Source organism: Nocardioides sp. Root122, assembly GCF_001425025.1.
GTDB lineage: Bacteria > Actinomycetota > Actinomycetes > Propionibacteriales > Nocardioidaceae > Nocardioides.
Window position 1 is genome coordinate 609461 of sequence record NZ_LMDE01000001.1, and the last position, 17996, is coordinate 627456.

16 protein-coding genes are annotated in these 17996 nt (G+C 71.1%); 9 read left to right on the forward strand and 7 right to left on the reverse strand.

The features are described 5' to 3' along the window. Positions 1-3: 3 nt before the first annotated feature. Positions 4-1110: a citrate synthase 2 gene (locus tag ASC64_RS02850; protein WP_056905979.1), complete on the reverse strand. Its 1107-nt coding sequence runs from the start codon at positions 1108-1110 to the stop codon at positions 4-6. 89 nt (positions 1111-1199) lie between these two features. Here ASC64_RS02850 and pdxH point away from each other — a divergent pair, with 89 nt between their 5' ends. Further along, on the forward strand, positions 1200-1847 hold the full coding sequence (gene pdxH / locus ASC64_RS02855) for a pyridoxamine 5'-phosphate oxidase (protein ID WP_056905980.1): 648 nt from the start codon (positions 1200-1202) through the stop codon (positions 1845-1847). Here the strand turns inward: pdxH and ASC64_RS02860 are convergent. Further along, a complete protein-coding gene (locus ASC64_RS02860) occupies positions 1844-2254 on the reverse strand; it encodes an ANTAR domain-containing protein (protein ID WP_056905981.1) in 411 nt (136 codons plus the stop codon). The two genes, pdxH and ASC64_RS02860, sit on opposite strands and share 4 nt — an antisense overlap. A gap of 106 nt (positions 2255-2360) precedes the next feature. Here ASC64_RS02860 and ASC64_RS02865 point away from each other — a divergent pair, with 106 nt between their 5' ends. The 5 genes from ASC64_RS02865 (at position 2361) to ASC64_RS02885 (ending at position 9091) form a co-directional block, all read left to right on the forward strand. Next, positions 2361-2945, forward strand: coding sequence for a TetR/AcrR family transcriptional regulator (locus ASC64_RS02865; protein ID WP_056905982.1), 585 nt, complete (start codon positions 2361-2363; stop codon positions 2943-2945). Next, positions 2946-4682 (forward strand): ABC transporter ATP-binding protein, encoded by a 1737-nt coding sequence (locus ASC64_RS02870; protein WP_056905983.1) that lies wholly within the window; start codon positions 2946-2948, stop codon positions 4680-4682. It begins immediately after the preceding gene. Further along, positions 4679-6667 (forward strand): ABC transporter ATP-binding protein, encoded by a 1989-nt coding sequence (locus tag ASC64_RS02875; RefSeq protein ID WP_056905984.1) that lies wholly within the window; start codon positions 4679-4681, stop codon positions 6665-6667. The genes ASC64_RS02870 and ASC64_RS02875 overlap by 4 nt, the downstream gene beginning before the upstream one ends. 334 nt (positions 6668-7001) lie before the next feature. Beyond that, the gene (locus tag ASC64_RS02880) at positions 7002-8597 is read left to right on the forward strand and encodes an MDR family MFS transporter (RefSeq protein WP_308195184.1); all 1596 of its coding nucleotides are present in this window, start codon (positions 7002-7004) and stop codon (positions 8595-8597) included. Further along, positions 8594-9091 carry a MarR family winged helix-turn-helix transcriptional regulator gene (locus ASC64_RS02885; protein ID WP_056905985.1) on the forward strand — a complete coding sequence of 166 codons (498 nt, stop codon included), beginning with the start codon at positions 8594-8596 and terminating at the stop codon, positions 9089-9091. The genes ASC64_RS02880 and ASC64_RS02885 overlap by 4 nt, the downstream gene beginning before the upstream one ends. Before the next feature lie 111 nt (positions 9092-9202). Here the strand turns inward: ASC64_RS02885 and ASC64_RS02890 are convergent, their stop codons facing one another. Beyond that, complete coding sequence (locus tag ASC64_RS02890) at positions 9203-10792, reverse strand: glycoside hydrolase family 13 protein (RefSeq protein WP_056906270.1); 1590 nt, start codon at positions 10790-10792, stop codon at positions 9203-9205. Positions 10793-10826: 34 nt separating this feature from the next. Next, positions 10827-11612, reverse strand: coding sequence for a hypothetical protein (locus tag ASC64_RS02895; RefSeq protein ID WP_056905986.1), 786 nt, complete (start codon positions 11610-11612; stop codon positions 10827-10829). A 63-nt stretch (positions 11613-11675) separates the two neighbouring features. On the opposite strand from ASC64_RS02895, the gene ASC64_RS02900 reads away from it, so the two are divergent. After that, positions 11676-12356: a metal-dependent transcriptional regulator gene (locus ASC64_RS02900; protein WP_056906271.1), complete on the forward strand. Its 681-nt coding sequence runs from the start codon at positions 11676-11678 to the stop codon at positions 12354-12356. Between the two features lie 7 nt (positions 12357-12363). Here the strand turns inward: ASC64_RS02900 and ASC64_RS02905 are convergent, their stop codons facing one another. From ASC64_RS02905 to ASC64_RS02915, 3 genes are all read right to left on the reverse strand, one after another. Then, a complete protein-coding gene (locus ASC64_RS02905) occupies positions 12364-13239 on the reverse strand; it encodes a Sir2 family NAD-dependent protein deacetylase (RefSeq protein ID WP_056905987.1) in 876 nt (291 codons plus the stop codon). Beyond that, entirely contained in the window at positions 13236-13505 is a 270-nt protein-coding gene (locus ASC64_RS02910; protein WP_056906272.1) for a DUF2277 domain-containing protein, read from the reverse strand. Before ASC64_RS02910 ends, ASC64_RS02905 begins: the two co-directional genes overlap by 4 nt. A gap of 195 nt (positions 13506-13700) precedes the next feature. Next, positions 13701-15566 (reverse strand): beta-propeller domain-containing protein, encoded by a 1866-nt coding sequence (locus tag ASC64_RS02915; protein WP_056905988.1) that lies wholly within the window; start codon positions 15564-15566, stop codon positions 13701-13703. 104 nt (positions 15567-15670) lie between these two features. On the opposite strand from ASC64_RS02915, the gene ASC64_RS02920 reads away from it, so the two are divergent. After that, positions 15671-16852 carry a saccharopine dehydrogenase family protein gene (locus ASC64_RS02920; protein WP_056905989.1) on the forward strand — a complete coding sequence of 394 codons (1182 nt, stop codon included), beginning with the start codon at positions 15671-15673 and terminating at the stop codon, positions 16850-16852. A 309-nt stretch (positions 16853-17161) separates the two neighbouring features. Next, a complete protein-coding gene (locus tag ASC64_RS22290) occupies positions 17162-17974 on the forward strand; it encodes a helix-turn-helix domain-containing protein (protein ID WP_162245750.1) in 813 nt (270 codons plus the stop codon). Positions 17975-17996: the final 22 nt, after the last annotated feature.

The window sequence follows — 17996 nt, forward strand, 5'->3', positions numbered from 1 at the left end:
TGGTCAGGCGCTCCAGTCGGCGTTCCAGCCCTCGACCTCGTCGGCCGCGCGCGACGCGGGGCCGGCGTAGACCGCGGACGGACGGATCAGCCGGCCCGTCGTCTTCTGCTCGAGGATGTGGGCCGACCAGCCGCCCGTGCGCGCGCAGGTGAACATCGAGGTGAACATGTGCGCCGGCACCTCGGCGAAGTCCAGGACGATGGCCGCCCAGAACTCGACGTTGGTCTCCAGGACGCGGTCGGGGCGGCGCGAGCGCAGCTCCTCGAGCGCGGCCTTCTCCAGCGCCTCGGCGACCTCGTAGCGCGGGGCGTCGAGCTCCTTGGCCGTGCGGCGCAGCACGCGGGCGCGGGGGTCCTCGGCGCGGTAGACGCGGTGCCCGAATCCCATCAGGCGCTCGCCGTTGTCGAGCAGCTCCTTGACGTAGGACGTCGCGTCGCCGTCGCGCTTCTCGACCTCCTCGATCATGCCCAGCACGCGCGAGGGTGCGCCGCCGTGCAGCGGTCCCGACATGGCGCCGATCGCGCCCGAGAAGGCGGCGGCCACGTCGGCACCGGTGGAGGTGATCACCCGGGCGGTGAAGGTGGAGGCGTTCATGCCGTGCTCGGCGGCCGAGGACCAGTAGGCGTCGATCGCGTGGGCGTGCTTGGGGTCGGCCTCGCCGCGCCAACGGATGAGGAACCGCTCGGCCAGCGTGCGGCCCTTGTCGACCTCGGCCTGGGTGACGACCGGCTTGCCGAGGCCGCGCGCCGACTGGGCGGCGTACGACAGCACCATCACGGCGACGCGGGACAGGTCGAGGCGCGCCTGCTCGTCGGAGATGTCGTAGGTCTGGCCCATCCCGAGCATCGGCGCGAGCATCGCGACGGCCGCCTGGACGTCGGCGCGCACGTCGCCCGTGTGGATGGAGATGTTGTAGGGCTCGGCCGGCGGGAGCCCGGGGGTGTAGGCGCCGTCGACCAGCAGGCCCCACACGTTCTCGAAGGGCACACGGCCCACGAGGTCCTCGATGTCGACGCCGCGGTAGCGCAGCGCAGAGCCCTCCTTGTCGGGCTCGGCGATCTGCGTCTCGAACGCGACGACACCTTCGAGGCCGTGGTGGATCTCGGTCATGGGGCCACTCCTTCGTGGACGGGGTGCCCCGGAGGACTGCACGGGGACGGCTCATTGTGCACCCTTGCGGCGGGTCTACCCTCGGCGGCATGGACCTCTCGACGCTCCGCGAGGAGTACGCCCGTGGCGGCCTCGACGTGCCCGACCTGGCCGCCGACCCGACCGCCATGTTCGAGCGGTGGCTCGGCGAGGCGATCGCCGCGGGGCTCCACGAACCCAACGCCATGGTGGTTGCGACGGCCACCCCGGACGGCACGCCCTCGAGCCGGATGGTCCTGCTGAAGGGCTTCGACGCCGACGGCTTCGTCTTCTTCACCAACCAGGCCTCGCGCAAGGGGGAGGAGCTCGCCGCCAACCCGCGGTGCGCGTTGCTCTTCCCGTGGCACCCCCTCGAGCGGCAGGTCCGGGTGGACGGCGTCGCCGAGGTCCTCGACCAGGAGCGGGTCGACGCCTACTTCGCCGTGCGTCCGCGTCGCGCCCGGCTGGGCGCGTGGGCCTCGCACCAGTCGCGCCCCGTCGCTTCGCGCGCCGAGCTCGCCGCGTCGTACGCCGAGATGGAGGAGCGTTTCGGCGCCGAGGACTCCGGCGAGGAGGTGCCGGTCCCGCCGGAGTGGGGCGGCTACCTCGTCGTCCCCGAGGCCGTGGAGTTCTGGCAGGGACGGCCCGGCCGGATGCACGACCGGCTGGTCTACCGGCGCGACGGCGACGGCTGGGCGATCGAGCGGCTCGCTCCCTAGTTCTCCGAGCGGCTGGTCACGATGACCTCCGCGAGCTCACGCATCGGGGTGTTGGCCCGGGAGCTGGCCTCGCGGAGCACCCGCAGCGCCTCCTCCTGGCCGATGTTGCGGCTGGCCATCAGGACCCCGACCGCGGCACCGATCGTGCGGGACGTGGTCAGCGCCTTCTCCAGCTGGTCGGTGTGCTCGCGCCGCACGACCCCTTCCGACTGCAGCTCGGCGATGAGCTCGCGGTTGAGGGTGACGCCCTCCTGGAGTGCGTCGATGTCGGCGCGGTTCACCGTGATCCGGGCGAGGGTCTCGTCCGCCTGGGTGACCAGCGCGTCGATGTCGGTGCGGTCCTTGGTCACCACTGCGACGAGGTCGTCGATCTGTCGCTGAAGGTCCGTCGCACGCGGCTGCTCCATGTACCGATTATGGAACGCGTCCACGTCCTTCGCCAGTTCCCGTCTGCAGCTTCGGGCGAACGCACACCAGTTGTGAGTGAGCACTCACTCACTTAGGCTGTGAGGCGTGCCACCCCGTGCCAAGCCGCTCTCGCCCGACGACCGTCGAGCGGCCCTCGTCGACGCCACCGTCCCGCTGCTGCTCGAGCACGGGCGTGCGGTGACGACCCGGCAGATCGCCGACGCCGCCGGCATCGCGGAAGGGACGATCTTCCGGGTCTTCGACTCCAAGGACGACCTGGTCATGGCCGCCCTCGAGCACGCCCTCGACCTCGACCCGTTCATCGCCCGGCTCGGGCAGGTCGAGCCCGACCAGGAGCTCGGTCCCCTGCTGCTCGAGGTGGTCGAGCTGTTCCAGCACCGCTTCGAGCGGGTGTTCCGGCTGATGACCCGGATGGGCATGGTCGGACCCCCGAAGGCCCACCGGCACATGGAGGCCGAGCGCGAGCGCGTCGCCGCGATCCTCGTGGGCCTGGTCGAGCCGCACCGCGACTCCCTGCGCGTGCCGCCGGGACAGCTGGTGCACATGGTCAGGCTGCTGACCTTCTCCGGAACCCATCCCCACATCTCCGACGGCCGCCCGCTGTCCGCCGAGGAGATCGTCGACACCGTCCTCAACGGCGTGCTCAAGCCCCAGCGGAAGGACTCCTGAATGCTGCTCCGACTCGTCCGCACCTACCTCAAGCCGTACGCCGCCCCGCTAGGCGCGGTGGTCGCGCTGCAGTTCGTCGGCACCATGGCCGCCCTCTACCTGCCGAGCCTCAACGCCGACATCATCGACCGCGGCGTGGTCACCGGCGACACCGCCTACATCCTGCGCCACGGCGGCCTGATGCTCGCCGTCTCGCTGGTGCAGATCCTGTGCTCGATCGCCGCCGTGTGGTTCTCGGCGCGCAACGCCATGGGCTTCGGCCGCGACCTGCGGGCCGCGATCTTCCACCGCGTCGGCTCCTTCTCCACGCGAGAGGTGCAGCACTTCGGTGCGCCGTCGCTGATCACCCGCGAGACCAACGACGTGCAGCAGGTGCAGATGCTCGTGCTGATGGGGGGCACGCTGATGGTGGCCGCCCCGATCATGATGGTCGGCGGCATCATCATGGCCGCCCGCGAGGACGTCGGGCTGTCGTGGCTCGTGCTCGCGGTGGTCCCGGTCCTCGGTGCCGCGATCGGCCTGATCGTGCGCCAGATGGTGCCGAGCTTCCGGGTCATGCAGGACCGCATCGACGAGGTCAACCGGCTGCTGCGCGAGCAGATCACCGGCGTACGCGTGGTGCGGGCATTCGTGCGTGAGGAGCACGAGACCGCGCGGTTCGGCGACGCCAACCAGCAGCTCACCGCTGTCGCGATCCGGGCCGGGCGCTGGCAGTCCGCGATGTTCCCGACGGTCATGATCGTGGCCAACGTCGCGACCGTCGGCGTGCTGTGGTTCGGCGGGCACCGGGTCGAGAACGGCCACATGGAGGTCGGTGCCCTGACCGCCTACATCTCCTACCTGATGCAGATCGTGATGTCGGTGATGATGGCGATGTTCATGCTGATGATGGTGCCGCGCGCCGCGGTCTGCGCCGACCGGATCACCGAGGTCCTCGACACCGAGTCGTCCGTCGTGCCGCCGAACGAGCCGGTCACCCTGCTGCCCGCGCGGCTCACCCTGGCGCTCGACGACGTCACGTTCTCCTACCCCGGCGCCGACGAGCCGGTCCTCCGCGCCGTCGGCCTCGTCGCCGCCCCCGGCGAGACGGTTGCCATCGTCGGCTCGACGGGCGCCGGCAAGTCGACCCTGGTGAACCTGGTGCCCCGCCTCTTCGACGTCACCGGGGGAGCGGTCCGGGTCGGCGACGTCGACGTGCGCGACCTCGACCCCGAGACCCTCTGGTCGCGGATCGGGCTCGTGCCGCAGAAGGCCTTCCTCTTCCGGGGAACCGTCGCCGACAACCTGCGCTACGGCAAGCCCGACGCGACCGAGGAGGAGATGTGGGCGGCCCTCGAGATCGCCCAGGCCAAGGACTTCGTCGAGGCGATGCCCGACGGGCTCCAGGCCGAGATCACCCAGGGCGGATCGAGCCTCAGCGGCGGCCAGCGGCAGCGCATGGCCATCGCCCGCGCGGTCGTGCGCCGACCGGACATCTACCTCTTCGACGACTCGTTCTCCGCGCTCGACCTGACCACCGACGCGCGGCTTCGGGCCGCGCTCAGACCGGTGACCCGTGAGTCCACGGTGGTGATCGTGGCGCAACGCGTCGCGACGATCCGCCATGCCGACCGGATCGTGGTGATGGAGGACGGTGCCGTGGTGGGCACGGGCACCCACGACGAGCTGCTCGACACCTGCGGGACCTACCGCGAGATCGTCGAGTCGCAGCTGACCGCCGAGGAGGTCGTCGCATGAGCACAGAGGCACCCGCCAAGGACGGACAGCTGAAGGAGACCGATCGGATCCAGTCGGGCCCCGGCCCGGGTCGCGGCCCGATGGGCGGCGGCATGATCGGGCAGAAGGCCGACACGTTCTGGCCCTCGCTCAAGCGGCTGCTCGCGCGGCTGCGTCCCGAGCGCTCCAAGGCGTACGCCGTTGTCGTGCTCACCGCGCTCAGCGTCGTCGCGATGGCCATCGGCCCCAAGATCCTCGGCCGGGCCACCGACCTGATCTTCGCCGGCCTGCTCGGTCGTGACGTGTTCAGCACCGGCGCGACCCAGGAGCAGGCCATCGAGGCGCTGCGGGCGCGCGGCGAGGACAACCGGGCCGACATGCTCGCGTCGATGGACCTCACCGACGGGGTCGACTTCTCGGCCGTCGCCGACGTGCTCCTGCTCGTGCTCGCGGTCTACGTCGCCGGCTCGCTGCTGGCGTGGCTCGCCGGCTACCTCCTCAACGACGTCGTCCAGGGGACCGTGCTGCGGATGCGGTCCGAGGTCGAGGACAAGGTGCACCGGCTGCCGCTGGGCTACTTCGACAAGCAGCCGCGCGGCGAGCTGCTGAGCCGGGTCACCAACGACATCGACAACGTCAGCCAGACCCTGCAGCAGACGATGAGCCAGCTGCTCAACTCGTTGCTCACCGTGGTCGCGGTGCTGGTGATGATGTTCTACATCTCGCCGCTGCTGGCCCTCGTCGCCCTCGTCTCGGTGCCGATCTCGATGGTCGTCACCGGTGCGGTGATGAAGCGCTCGCAGGGCATGTTCATCCAGCAGTGGCGGCGCACCGGCACCCTCAACGCCCACATCGAGGAGACCTTCTCCGGCCACGCGATCGTCAAGGTGTTCGGTCGTCAGGCCGAGGCCGAGCGGGTCTTCGCCGAGCAGAACGACGAGCTCTACCAGGCGTCGTACGGCGCCCAGTTCGTCAGCGGCCTGATCATGCCGATCATGATGTTCGTCGGGAACCTGAACTACGTCGTGATCGCGGTCCTCGGCGGCCTGCGGGTCGCCAGCGGGAGCATGTCGCTCGGTGACGTGCAGGCGTTCATCCAGTACACCCGCCAGTTCACGCAGCCGCTGACGCAGGTCGCCTCGATGATCAACCTGCTCCAGTCGGGCGTCGCCTCCGCCGAGCGCGTCTTCGAGCTGCTCGACGCCCCGGAGGAGACGCTCGACGAGCAGGGCCGCCCGGCCGCGGCCGTGGACGCCCACGGTGAGGTGCGCTTCGAGGACGTGTCCTTCTCCTACGACCCCGAGCGCCCGCTGATCCAGCACCTCGACCTGGTCGCCCGCCCCGGCAGCACCGTCGCGATCGTCGGGCCGACCGGCGCCGGCAAGACCACCATGGTCAACCTGGTGATGCGGTTCTACGACCCGCAGTCGGGCCGGATCCTCATCGACGGCGTCGACGTGGCGTCCATCCCGCGCGGAGTGCTGCGCAGCCGGATCGGGATGGTGCTCCAGGACACCTGGCTCTTCGCGGGCACGATCCGCGACAACATCGCCTACGGCCGGCCCGACGCGACCGAGGAGCAGATCCTCGAGGCGGCGCGGGCGACGTTCGTGGACCGCTTCGTGCACTCGCTGCCTGACGGCTACGACACGCACATCGACGAGGACGGCTCCAACCTGTCGGCCGGCGAGCGGCAGCTGGTGACGATCGCCCGCGCGTTCCTCTCCGACCCGGCGCTGCTGATCCTCGACGAGGCGACCTCGTCGGTCGACACCCGCACCGAGCTGCTGCTCCAGCAGGCGATGGCGGCGCTGCGCTCGGACCGTACGTCGTTCGTCATCGCGCACCGGCTCTCCACGATCCGCGACGCCGACCTGATCCTGGTCATGGAGGAGGGCTCGATCGTCGAGCAGGGGTCGCACGAGGAGCTGCTCGAGGCCGGCGGCGCCTATGCCCGGCTGTACCAGTCGCAGTTCGAGGCGCCGGTCGAGGAAGCGGTCCGTTAACCCGTTGAGCGGGGCCGAGGTGCGACGTAGGTTGGGCGCACACGGAAAGGAGGTGATCCGAAGAATGAGTTCTTTTCGGATGAGTGAGGTGGCTGCCCGCTAAGGCAGCCCGGTCCGCCGACAGCTGCCGGCGAATCCACTGCAGCCACCCGACCCGCAGGCTCCCGGCACCATCCACCGGGGCCCCTCTCCGAGGGGCAGCAGGCCTGCGGGTCGCTGCATGTCCGGGCGTGTGGCCCGGGTCTCGTGCCGCGGACTTGGCGTCCGACGCGCAGCGGCATATGGTTGTTCTACACAACTATTGCGGTGCGCAACCAAGATCTGAAGGAACGACGTGACCCAGGCTCCCCCCGTCTCCGCCGAGCAGGCCGGACAGATGACCCACCGTGAGGTGCTCGAGGCCCTCAGCGGGCTCCTGCTCGCGATGTTCGTCGCGATGCTCTCCAGCACCATCGTCAGCAACGCGCTGCCGACGATCGTCGACGACCTCGAGGGCAGCCAGACGGGCTACACCTGGGTCGTCGTGGCCACCATGCTGGCGATGACCGCGACCACCCCGATCTGGGGCAAGTTCGCCGACCTCTTCGACAAGAAGCTGCTCGTGCAGTCGGCCCTCGTCATCTTCTCCGTGGGCTCGCTCGTCGCCGGGTTCGCGCCCTCCATGGAGGTCCTGATCGGAGCCCGCGTGATCCAGGGCCTCGGCGTCGGTGGTCTGACCGCCCTCGTCCAGGTCGTGATCGCCACGATGGTCTCCCCGCGTGAGCGCGGCCGCTACAGCGGCTACATCGGTGCGGTGTTCGCCCTCGCCACGGTCAGCGGACCGCTCGTCGGTGGCGTGCTGGTGGACACCGTCGGCTGGCGCTGGTGCTTCTTCGCCGGCCTCCCGGTCGCCGCCCTCGCCTTCGTCGTCCTGCAGAAGACGCTGCGCCTGCCCGTCGTGAGGCGCGACGTCTCGATCGACTACCTCGGCGCCTTCCTCCTGGTCGGTGGCGTGTCGATCCTGCTCATCTGGGTCTCCCTCGGCGGCCAGAACTTCGAGTGGGTCTCGTGGACCAGCGCGCTGCTGGTCGTCGGCGCCATCGCCGTGATCGGCGCGGCGATCCACGTCGAGGCCAACGTCGCCACGGACCCCGTCATCCCGCTGCGGCTCTTCAAGGACCGCACCCTGACCCTCGCGACCATCGCCTCGGTGCTGATCGGCGTCGCGATGTTCGGCTCGACGGTCTACCTCAGCCTCTACTTCCAGCGCGCCAAGGACATGAGCCCGACCGAGGCCGGCCTGATGTCGATCTGCATGGTCGGTGGCCTCCTCGTCTCGAGCATCATCAGCGGCCGCATCATCACCACGACCGGCCTCTGGAAGCGCTGGCTCGTCGGCGGCATGGTCGCCGTCATCGCCGGCATCGCGCTGCTCTCCACGATCGACGCGAGCACCCCGCTGTGGCGCACCGGCCTCTTCATGGCGGTCCTCGGCCTCGGCCTCGGTGCCACGATGCAGAACCTCGTGCTCGCCGTGCAGAACACCATCGCCCTGTCCGACATGGGCGCCGGCTCGTCCGTGGTCGCGTTCTTCCGGTCGCTCGGTGGCTCGGTCGGCATCGCCGCGCTGGGTGCCGTCCTGGCCCACCAGGTCGCCGACGCCGTGAAGAGCGGCCTCACCGCGCTCGTCACCGCGCACCCCGAGCTCGCCGCCGAGGTCGGTCACCAGACCGGCGGCATCCCCGACGTCTCCACGATGCCGGCGCCGATCCGCGCGATCTTCGAGAGCGCCTTCGGCGACGCGACGGGTCACATCTTCCTGGTCGCGCTCCCGTTCGCGATCGGCGCCCTCATCGCGGTGCTCTTCATCAAGGAGGCCCCCCTGCGGACGTCGGTGAAGCGCGACGACGAGCTCATGGCTGAGATCTCCCCAGCGTCCCCGCAGGCATGAGCACCACCACGGACCCCGGCCCGGCCACGCAGGCCGGTGCGGACGCCGGCACGAGCGACAGGTACGACGACCTCCGCAGCATCGAGGCCGAGGTCGGCACGCTGATCCGCAGGGTGAAGCGGGTGATGGGCGAGCGGGCGCGGGAGATCCACCCGGACCTCCACCCGATCACCTACTTCATCCTCACCCACCTGGCCGTCCACGGCCCGCTCCGCGGCGCAGACCTGTCCGATGCGTTCGGCATGGACAAGGGCGGGGTCAGCCGGCAGGTGCAGACGCTCGTCGACCTCGGTCTCGTCGAGCGCCAGCCCGACGCCGAGGACCGGCGGGCGATCCTGCTCGACGCCACCGACGAGGGCCGGCAGCGGCTGCGCACCGTCTCCCGCAACCGCAGTGACCGCTTCGACCAGCGGCTCGCCCACTGGAGCGACGCCGAGCTGGCGACGTTCGCGCGCCAGCTGGCGTCGTACAACCGGGCTCTCTCCGACGACTGAGCTCGGCGCCCACAACGACCTCCGCCTCCGGCGGATCCGTCATCCCGGCCCGCACCCATGGGTGCCGGTTCGGATGACGGATCGCCGGAGGCGGGTTCGTCTGTCGGCAGGTCAGCGGAGCCAGGCGGCCGTGTCGGGGGGCAGGGTGCCGTCGACGGGGCCGCTGGTCATCAGCACCTCGCCCTCGGGCAGCTCGATCGGCGCCGTGCCGCAGTTGAGCGCGACGGTCAGCGGCCCGCGCCGGAAGGCGAGCACGTCGGTGCCGAGATCGAGCAGCTCGACCTTGTCGCCAGCGGTCCACGCGAAGTCGGCCCGCACGCGCAGCGCGTCGCGGTAGAACGCGAGCGTCGAGGTCGGGTCGGCGGCCTGCGCCTCGACGGTGAGCCCGGCCCAGTCCGCCGGCTGCGGGATCCACGGCTGCGCCGTTCCCGGCCCGAAGGCGTACGGCGCCTGCGTGCCGCCCCACGGGATCGGCACCCGGCAGCCGTCGCGGCCGACCTCGCCGGTGCGCAGGAAGGACGGGTCCTGCCGGTCCTCGGGGGCGACGTCGACCTGCTCGAGGCCGAGCTCCTCGCCCTGGTAGAGGTAGCTGGAGCCGGGCAGCGACAGCATGGTGAGGGTCGCGGCGCGGGCGCGGGCGAGGCCCTGGGTGCCGCCGCCGTAGCGAGTCGTGTGGCGTACGACGTCGTGGTTGCTGAGCACCCACGTCGGTGAGGCGCCGACCGGCTCGACCGCCGCGAGGGTGTCGGTGATGACCTTCGCGAACGCCTCGGCCGACCAGTCGGTGAGGAGCCAGGCGAAGTTGAACGCCTGGTCGAGCTCGTCGGGACGCACGAACGCCGCCATCGACTCCGGCGTCTGGGTCCAGGCCTCGGCGACCGCCATCTTGTCCGGACCGGCCTCGTCGAGGAGCTTGTGCCAGGAGCGGTAGACGTCGTGGACCTCGGGCTGGTCCCACATCGGCTCGTCCTTGAGGTCGAGCGAGACCATCGAGTGGTCGGTGTTGACCTGGCCGGAGCTCGGGCGCTCGTCGCCCTCGACCTCCTGGTCGCGCAGCGACTCGACCTTGAACAGGCCGTGGGCCACGTCGATGCGGAAGCCGTCGACGCCCCGGTCGAGCCAGAAGCGCAGCACGTCCTCGAACATCGCTGGGACCTCGGGGTTGCGCCAGTCGAGGTCGGGCTGGGTGGAGTCGAAGAGGTGGAGGTACCACTGGCCGTCGTCGACCTGCGTCCAGGCGGGGCCGCCGAAGACCGAGCCCCAGTTGTTGGGCAGCTCGCCCTCGGGGGCGTCGCGGAAGAGGTAGCGGGCGCGCTCGGGACTGCCCGGACCGGCGGCCAGCGCGGCCTGGAACCACGCGTGCTCGCTGGAGGTGTGGTTGGGCACGATGTCCACCACGACCCGCAGGCCGAGCTCGTGGGCCCGGGCGATCAGGTCGTCGGCGTCGGACAGCTTGCCGAAGAGCGGGTCGACGTCCATGTAGTCGGCGACGTCGTAGCCGTGGTCGTGCTGCGGCGAGGTGTAGAACGGCGTGATCCACAGCGCGTCGACGCCCAGCTCGGCCAGGTGCGGGAGCCTCGAGGTGATGCCCGGGAGGTCACCGATGCCGTCCCCGTCGCTGTCGGCGAAGCTGCGGACGTAGACCTGGTAGACGACGGCGTTGCGCCACCAGTACGTGGTTGGATCGTTCAAATCGGCCATGCGGCCCATCTTCTCAACACCACCGCCCGTCCGGTCAACCCGGGACCCGGCCTCCGAACGCGGCCGGGTCGACGGCGATCCACACGTGCTCGGCGGTCGCGACCACTCGCCCGTCGGCGTCGTACAGCGTCGAGGCGGTGAAGGTCTTGCGGCCGTCCTGGCCGCGGCCCTCGCCGACGACGACGTGCTGCTCGCCGATGACCGGGAGGTCGTCGACCCGTGCGGTCATCCGGCCGAGCACCATGAGCCGCTCGGTGAGGTCGCCGGCCCAGCCGCCGATGCAGTCGAGCGCCGCCCACGTGGAGGCGAGCGAGGCGCGGGTGTGCTCGTCGACGTAGGTGTGCCAGTCCTCGTGCAGGCTCGGGTGCGGGGTCCACGCGGCGGCCACCAGGTCGCCGTCGGGCCCGGCCCCGATGCGGCCGGGGAAGATCCGCAGGCCGTCGCCCTCCTCGCGGCCGGTGCCGCAGGCGAAGCAGGTGGGGAAGGGGTGGAAGTCGTGACCCGGGTACGACGACGCGGCGGCTGCAGCCGTCCCGGGGCCGACCGGGTCGACCTCGCGCAGCTCGTGGTCGGCCCGCCGGGCCGTCGCGACCACCGCACCGTCGACGCTCGCGGTCAGCAGCCCGTCCTCGTCGGACACGGTCATGACCGTGTCGAGCGGAGGCGGCCGTCGCAGCGACACCTCGATCGTCGGCCAGCTGTCGCAGCGGTTGTCGGGGGAGTCCGCGTCGTCCAGCGCGGCCAGCGCTCCGGCCGTCCAGCCGCCGTTGCCCGAGTCCGGTGGGCCGCAGAACCGCTGCGGCACGATGAGTTCGCTCACCCGCCTCACTGTGCCACGGGACGAGGGGCTGTCGCAGTTGGCGGATGGGACACAATGTCCACCGTGAGCGACCTGATCGACACCACCGAGATGTACCTCCGCACGATCTACGAGCTCGTGGAGGAGGGCATCGTCCCGCTGCGTGCGCGCATCGCGGAGCGCCTGCACCAGTCGGGCCCGACCGTCTCCCAGACGGTCGCGCGGATGGAGCGCGACGGTCTGCTGACCGTGCAGGGTGACCGGCACCTCGAGCTCACCGAGGAGGGCCAGGTCCTCGCGACCCGGGTCATGCGCAAGCACCGGCTCGCCGAGCGCCTGCTGACCGACGTCATCGGCCTGGACTGGGAGCTCGTCCACGCCGAGGCCTGCCGCTGGGAGCACGTGATGTCCGAGACCGTCGAGCGCCGGCTGCTCGAGCTGCTCGACCACCCGACCGAGTCCCCCTACGGCAACCCGATCCCCGGCCTCGACGAGCTCGGCGACCTGCGCTCGGAGGGCTTCATGGACAACGTCGAGCCGCTGTCGGCCGCCGCCACGTCCGAGGACGCGCGGGTCCACGTGAAGCGGATCTCCGAGGAGATGCAGAAGGACGAGGACCTGATGGGCCTGCTCCGCCGCGTCGGCGCGCTGCCCGGCAAGACCGTCACCATCGCCCGCACCGACGAGGGCATCCTCATCGGCTCCGGCGGCGAGACCGCCGAGCTGGTGGTCGAGGCGGCCGAGCACATCTTCGTGCGCCGCTGAGCCTCTCTCAGTGATCCCCGGCTGGCCGGGGATCGCTGAACATGTCGGCCCGCGCACGGCCTGACAAGTCCAGCGAACGCCTGACAAGCTCGGTGAGGAACTCGCTGCAGCCGACCTCGAGCTTGTACGACGCCAGCTCGTCGCCGCGGGTCGTGCCACGGTTGACGATGACGACCGGCGTGCCTCCCTGGGCCGCGCGCTTCACGAACCGGAGGCCGCTCATCACCGTCAGCGACGACCCGGCGACCAGCAGCGCTCCGCCCGTGCCGAGCGCCTCGACGGCCGCGTAGCAGCGGGCGACCCGGTCGGCGGGGACGTTCTCGCCGAAGAACACGACGTCGGGCTTGAGCGGCCCGCCGCACTCGCAGGTCGGCACGACGAAGTCGGACGTCTCGTCGAGGTCGACGTCACCGTCCGGGTTCGACGCGACCGCCCCGTGCCGCTCGATCCAGCCAGGGTTGAGCTCGTCGAGCACCCGCTCCAGCTCGGCCCGCGACGACGTGGCCCGGCAGGACAGGCAGACGACGTCGGCGACCCGGCCGTGCAGCGCGACCATCCGTCGCGAGCCGGCGGCCTCGTGCAGGCCGTCGACGTTCTGGGTGATCAGCAGGAGCGGGTCGAGCGTGGTCAGCGCCCGGTGCCCGTCGTTGGGGGAGGCGTGGCCCATCCGCTGCCAGCCGACGTGACTGCGTGCCCAGTAGTGGCGCTGCGCCTCGGGGGTCGCCACGAACTCCTGGTAGGTCATCGGCGCGCGTGCGGGAGCGCCCGGCCCGCGGTAGTCGGGGATGCCGGAGTCGGTCGAGAGCCCGGCGCCGGTCAGCACGACCAGCGGCCGGCCGGTGAGCAGGTCGAGGGCCGAGTCCTCGAGCGCCGCCAACGTCACGCGCCGTACCGCAGCTGCGCGCGCGCCCGGGCCTTGGCCGCCTCGACCTCGCGGTTCTTCGGGGGAGCGGTGGTCACCAGGTCCTGCAGCAGGTGCTCGGTGATGTGGGCGATCTCCTTGACGGCTGCGTAGAAGACCTCCTCGTTGGCCTGCGAGGGCTTGGTCGTCCCGGCCACCTTCCGGACGTACTGCAGCGCGGCGGCCGTGACCTCGTCACCCGTCGCGGGCGGCTCGAAGTTGTTCAGCGGGCGGATGTTGCGGCACATGGCCACGAGCGTACGCCGGAGGCGCGCGGCCCACCGCTGGTCGAGGAGCCCCTCCGTTGCTCGGTGGTTGAGGTGCGAGGAGCGCCAGCGACGAGCCTCGAAACCACGGGTGGGGCCGTGGTGTCGAGGCTCGCTGCGCTCGCACCTCGACCACCGGTGAGAGTGCGCTCGCACCTCAACCACCGAGTGCCGCGCTCAGAGGGGGAAGAACTGCACGTCCTCACCGGTGACCAGAGCGACCTTGCCGGACGCGAGGGGCACGAGCCGTACGTCGGCGACGTCGGTGCCGTGCTCGACCTCGACCATCCGGTTGCTCATCCGCCCGTCGTCGAGCGAGAGGACCGACACCCAGCCGGTGGTGCCGCTCCAGCCCTGGGAGACCACCGTGAGCACGACCCGCTGCTCGGGCAGCCAGGTGAGCTGGCGCGGGTCGGTGCTGGCGGCGGCGACGGTGTCCTTGTCGTAGCGGACGACGTCGAGCTGTCGCGGGTTCGTCAGGTCGGTCACGTCGAAGAGCGCCGCCTGGGCGCCGCGGGTCATCCCGTCGAGCGTCGCGTCCTGGCCCATGCCCAGCAGCCGGTGCTCGCCGAGCGGGTGGAGGTACTCCGAGAAGCCGGGGATCTTCAGCTCGCCGAGCAGCCGCGGGTCGGACGGGACGGTCAGGTCGACCGCGTAGAGCGGGTCGGTCTGCCGGAAGGTCACCACGATCGCGAGGTCATCGAACCACCGCACGGACTTGATCTGCTCGTCGACGCCGAGGTCATCGACCCGGCCGTCCTCGACCAGCGTCGAGCCGTCCTCGCGCAGCGTGACCACCGAGTTGACGTTGCCGGTCTCGCTGCTGGGCCCGACCGCGAGGCGCAGCGAGCCGCCGACGGCGTCCATCGACCAGCGGTCGGCGACCGTGCCCTCGACCTCGCCCGAGGCGACGTACGTCGCGTCCAGCCCGTCGAGCGCGAAGGCGAAGATCGGCGTCGTCCCGCCGGGGGCGCCCAGGACACCGCCCACGCGGCAGTCCCAGCAGTCGTTCCACCCCCACGCGGTCCCACCCCCGACCAGGTAGAACCGGTCGGTCGAGAAGTACGACGTCGCGGAGTCCGTGGCGACCGCGGTCGAGGTCCGCTCGGCGGGTGCGGCCGGGTCGAAGGCAAGCACCGTCGTGGTGCCGAGCGCGAGCTCCTCGTCGTCGGGGACGGCGACGTCCGCGCAGTCGACGACCGGCCGGCCGTCGACGGTGGGCAGCCAGTCGGCCAGCGTGGTGGCGCGGACCAGGGCACGGTTGCGCATCCGGGCGGTGAGCTCGCCGAGCTTGCTGCCGGGGACGGAGAAGTCCAGCTCGGGCAGGCCGTTCTGCACGACCACCCGCACCACGTCGCCGTGCAGCCGCATCGCCGAGGCGCGTCCGCGAAGGGTGGTGGTGTCGACGATGCTCGGCGCGGTGGGATCGGCCAGGTCGACCGTGGTGATGGTCGACCCGAGCCCGTCGTCGGAGGTGCCGATCACGACCGCGCGGCCGTCGACGAGGACCAGCTCGCCGCCCGGCTCGCCGGGCCATCCGTTGCCGCGGGCGTCGTCGATCGGGGTCGACGACAGCTCGGTCGGCCGGTCGCCGGACACGTCGTAGGCCACCAGCACGCCCTCGCGCAGGCGCAGCAGCAGGCTGCCCGCCACCTTCACCACGTCGGACTCGTCGACACCGACCTCCTGCACGTTGGTGCCGGACTCGTTGCTCACCGACCGCGACGTTTTCACGCTCGAGCGCATGCTGCCCGACGCGGTGGGCGCGCTGGCCTCCGAGCCGGCCTGCGCGTCGAACATGACGATCGGGCCGCCACCCCACCCGTAGGGGCCGACCTCCTCGAGCGCCCGGTCGACGTAGGAGTCGAGCAGGTCGTCGCAGCTGCCCGGGGTGGTCAGGTCGGCGTTGGCGAGCACGATCGGCGGGTCAGCCGGCGGGCCGTCCTCCGACCCGCTGCCGGTGCCGACGACGTACCCCACCCCGGCGGCCGCGGCCAGGCTGGTGGCGGCTGCGACGCTGGTGCCGATCCTGCGCAGACCCATGGCGACCTGCTCCCCTCGTGACGCGCCCGGAGGTCCCTCCGGTGCTGCTCTGTCCGGTGGGACGGGCCGGGTGGGGGAGCGGTTCCGTCTGACACGATGGCGCGATGAGCGACGACCGCCCCCGCAGCGACCGTGACTTCGACATCGTGCTGTTCGGCGCGACCGGGTTCACCGGCGGCCTCACGGCCTACCACCTGGCCGCGCACGCCCCCGCCGGGCTGCGCTGGGCGATCGCCGGCCGCAACGCCGACAAGCTCGAGTCCGTACGCCGTCGGCTCGAGGACGGCGGCACGTCCGACGTGGAGGTCCTGGTCGCCGACGCGGCCGACCCCGCCGCGCTCTCTGACGTCGCCCGTCGTGCCCGCGTGGTGATCTCGACCGTCGGCCCCTACCTGGTCCACGGTGCACCGCTGGTGGCCGCGTGCGCGGAGGCGGGCACCGACTACGTCGACCTCACCGGCGAGCCCGAGTTCGTCGACCGGATGTTCCTCGAGCACCACGAGACCGCGGTCCGCACCGGCGCCCGTCTGGTGCACGCCTGTGGCTTCGACTCGATCCCGCACGACGTCGGCGCCTACTTCACCGTGCAGCAGCTGCCGTCCGACCAGCCGATCACCCTGCGCGGCGTGGTCCGCTCGGGTGGCACGTTCTCCGGCGGCACCTTCCACTCCGCGCTCAACCAGTTCGCCCGCGCCAAGCAGATGCGCTCGACGTACGCCGCCCGCCGTCGCGCGGAGACCCGGCCCGAGGGCCGCTCGTCGCGCTCGGTCAGCGGCAAGCCCCACCGCGACCCGGTGCTCGGCTACTGGCTGCTCCCGCTGCCGACGATCGACCCGATCATCGTCGCGCGCAGCGGCGCCGCGCTGGCGGCGTACGGGCCGGAGTTCCGCTACTCCCACTGGGCCGGCACCAAGACCCTGCGCTACGCCGCCGGTGGCGCGGTCGGCGTCCGCGCCCTGTCGCTCGCCGCCCAGGTCAAGCCGCTGCGCGAGCTGCTGCTCAGCCGGGTGCCGCAGGGGTCGGGCCCCGACGAGGCGAAGCGCGCCAGGTCCTGGTTCACCGTCGACTTCGTCGGCGAGGCCGGAGGCCAGACCGTGCACACGCGCGTCTCCGGCGGCGACCCGGGCTACACCGAGACCGCCAAGATGCTCTCAGAGTCGGCCCTGTGCCTGGCCTTCGACGACAACCCGCCGACCGCCGGCCAGGTCACCCCGGCCCAGGCGATGGGCGAGGCGCTGCTCGCACGGCTGCAGGCCGCCGGCATCGAGTTCGCGGTCGTGGGGTGACAAGGTGCCGGTGGGGTAGTTGCACAACTCCACTGACCTGCGAAAACGCATGTCGCCCTAATCGTCTGTCCCAACGCGCCCCGGAGAGAATCCCAACGCGATCCTGTGCGCTGCAAGGGCCAATGTGAGGCGGGCCGTGACCTATACGGTCGAGAACGACGTCGACTACTACATGTACGAGCTGCGCCGTTGCGCGCAGGCGAGGGCGGGGTTGGAGGGGCCGCGCTCAGGCGGGACGCATTGCAGGAAACCTATAAGTTCTTATATGGTTTCTGGAAACCTGTAGGGACTTATAGGGAAGTTGCAACCATGGCCGGACCGTATGTCAGCGTGACCGAGGCCGCCGAGCGCTTGGGCGTACATCCTCAGCGGATACATCAGCGCATCCGGAACGGATCACTGGAGGCCGAGAAGATCGGCAATCAGTGGGCCGTCGACCTAGCCAGCGTTCAGCGCGTAGGAAAGCACGCCGGTCCTGGCCGGCCCCTGTCCGCGAAGTCGGCGTGGGACCTACTTGCGGTAGGCATGGCCGAGTGGGAGGCCCCGCGCGCCGCCGCGGAACTCAGTCCTTCAGCCCGCTCACGTGCACGTAGCAGGTTGCGGAACCTTCTCGCGCATTCCGCCCCGAACGCAGACCTCGACGAAGTGGCCGCGCTGCTGGCCCACCTACTGCGCAACCGCGCTGAACGCAGGCTCTATGTGGCCTCGCCGCGTGACCTCCCCGACGTCCGCGTCGACCGTCGCGTCCACCTGTCAGGGATCTCGCTGCCCCACTCGAACATGTCGGCGGGCGACGTCGTCGAGGGCTACATCGTCGCGTCCGATCTGCGAGCTCTGGAAGACGACTACTTGCTCTCGCCGGCTTCACGCGATCGGGCGAACGTCATCCTGCACGTCGTCGCGGCGAATCGGGACGATCCGGCTGCACTCGACCTCGCCAGTGTCGCGCGCTCCGCTCTCGCACTCGCCGCAGACCTGGTCGAGCATGACGGTGCGCGGGAAAAGCGAGAGGCGGTGCGCCTGCTCGACCACCTGGATGAGCTACTCGGCTACGACGCGGACGACGCAGCGGGTCACCAAGCCAGAGCCAGGGCCGGATCCAAAGTGAGAGCGCACCAGTGACAGCCCCGATCGTCCTTCCTGC

Coding starts and splice junctions, on each gene's coding strand:
- ASC64_RS02870 (WP_056905983.1), top strand. CDS start 2,946: ATGCTGCTCCGACTCGTCCGCACCTACCTCAAGCCGTACGCCGCCCCG.
- ASC64_RS02885 (WP_056905985.1), top strand. CDS start 8,594: ATGAGCACCACCACGGACCCCGGCCCGGCCACGCAGGCCGGTGCGGAC.
- ASC64_RS02910 (WP_056906272.1), bottom strand. CDS start 13,505: ATGTGCCGCAACATCCGCCCGCTGAACAACTTCGAGCCGCCCGCGACG.
- ASC64_RS02875 (WP_056905984.1), top strand. CDS start 4,679: ATGAGCACAGAGGCACCCGCCAAGGACGGACAGCTGAAGGAGACCGAT.
- ASC64_RS02850 (WP_056905979.1), bottom strand. CDS start 1,110: ATGACCGAGATCCACCACGGCCTCGAAGGTGTCGTCGCGTTCGAGACG.
- ASC64_RS02860 (WP_056905981.1), bottom strand. CDS start 2,254: ATGGAGCAGCCGCGTGCGACGGACCTTCAGCGACAGATCGACGACCTC.
- ASC64_RS02915 (WP_056905988.1), bottom strand. CDS start 15,566: ATGGGTCTGCGCAGGATCGGCACCAGCGTCGCAGCCGCCACCAGCCTG.
- ASC64_RS02920 (WP_056905989.1), top strand. CDS start 15,671: ATGAGCGACGACCGCCCCCGCAGCGACCGTGACTTCGACATCGTGCTG.
- pdxH (WP_056905980.1), top strand. CDS start 1,200: ATGGACCTCTCGACGCTCCGCGAGGAGTACGCCCGTGGCGGCCTCGAC.
- ASC64_RS22290 (WP_162245750.1), top strand. CDS start 17,162: ATGGCCGGACCGTATGTCAGCGTGACCGAGGCCGCCGAGCGCTTGGGC.
- ASC64_RS02890 (WP_056906270.1), bottom strand. CDS start 10,792: ATGGCCGATTTGAACGATCCAACCACGTACTGGTGGCGCAACGCCGTC.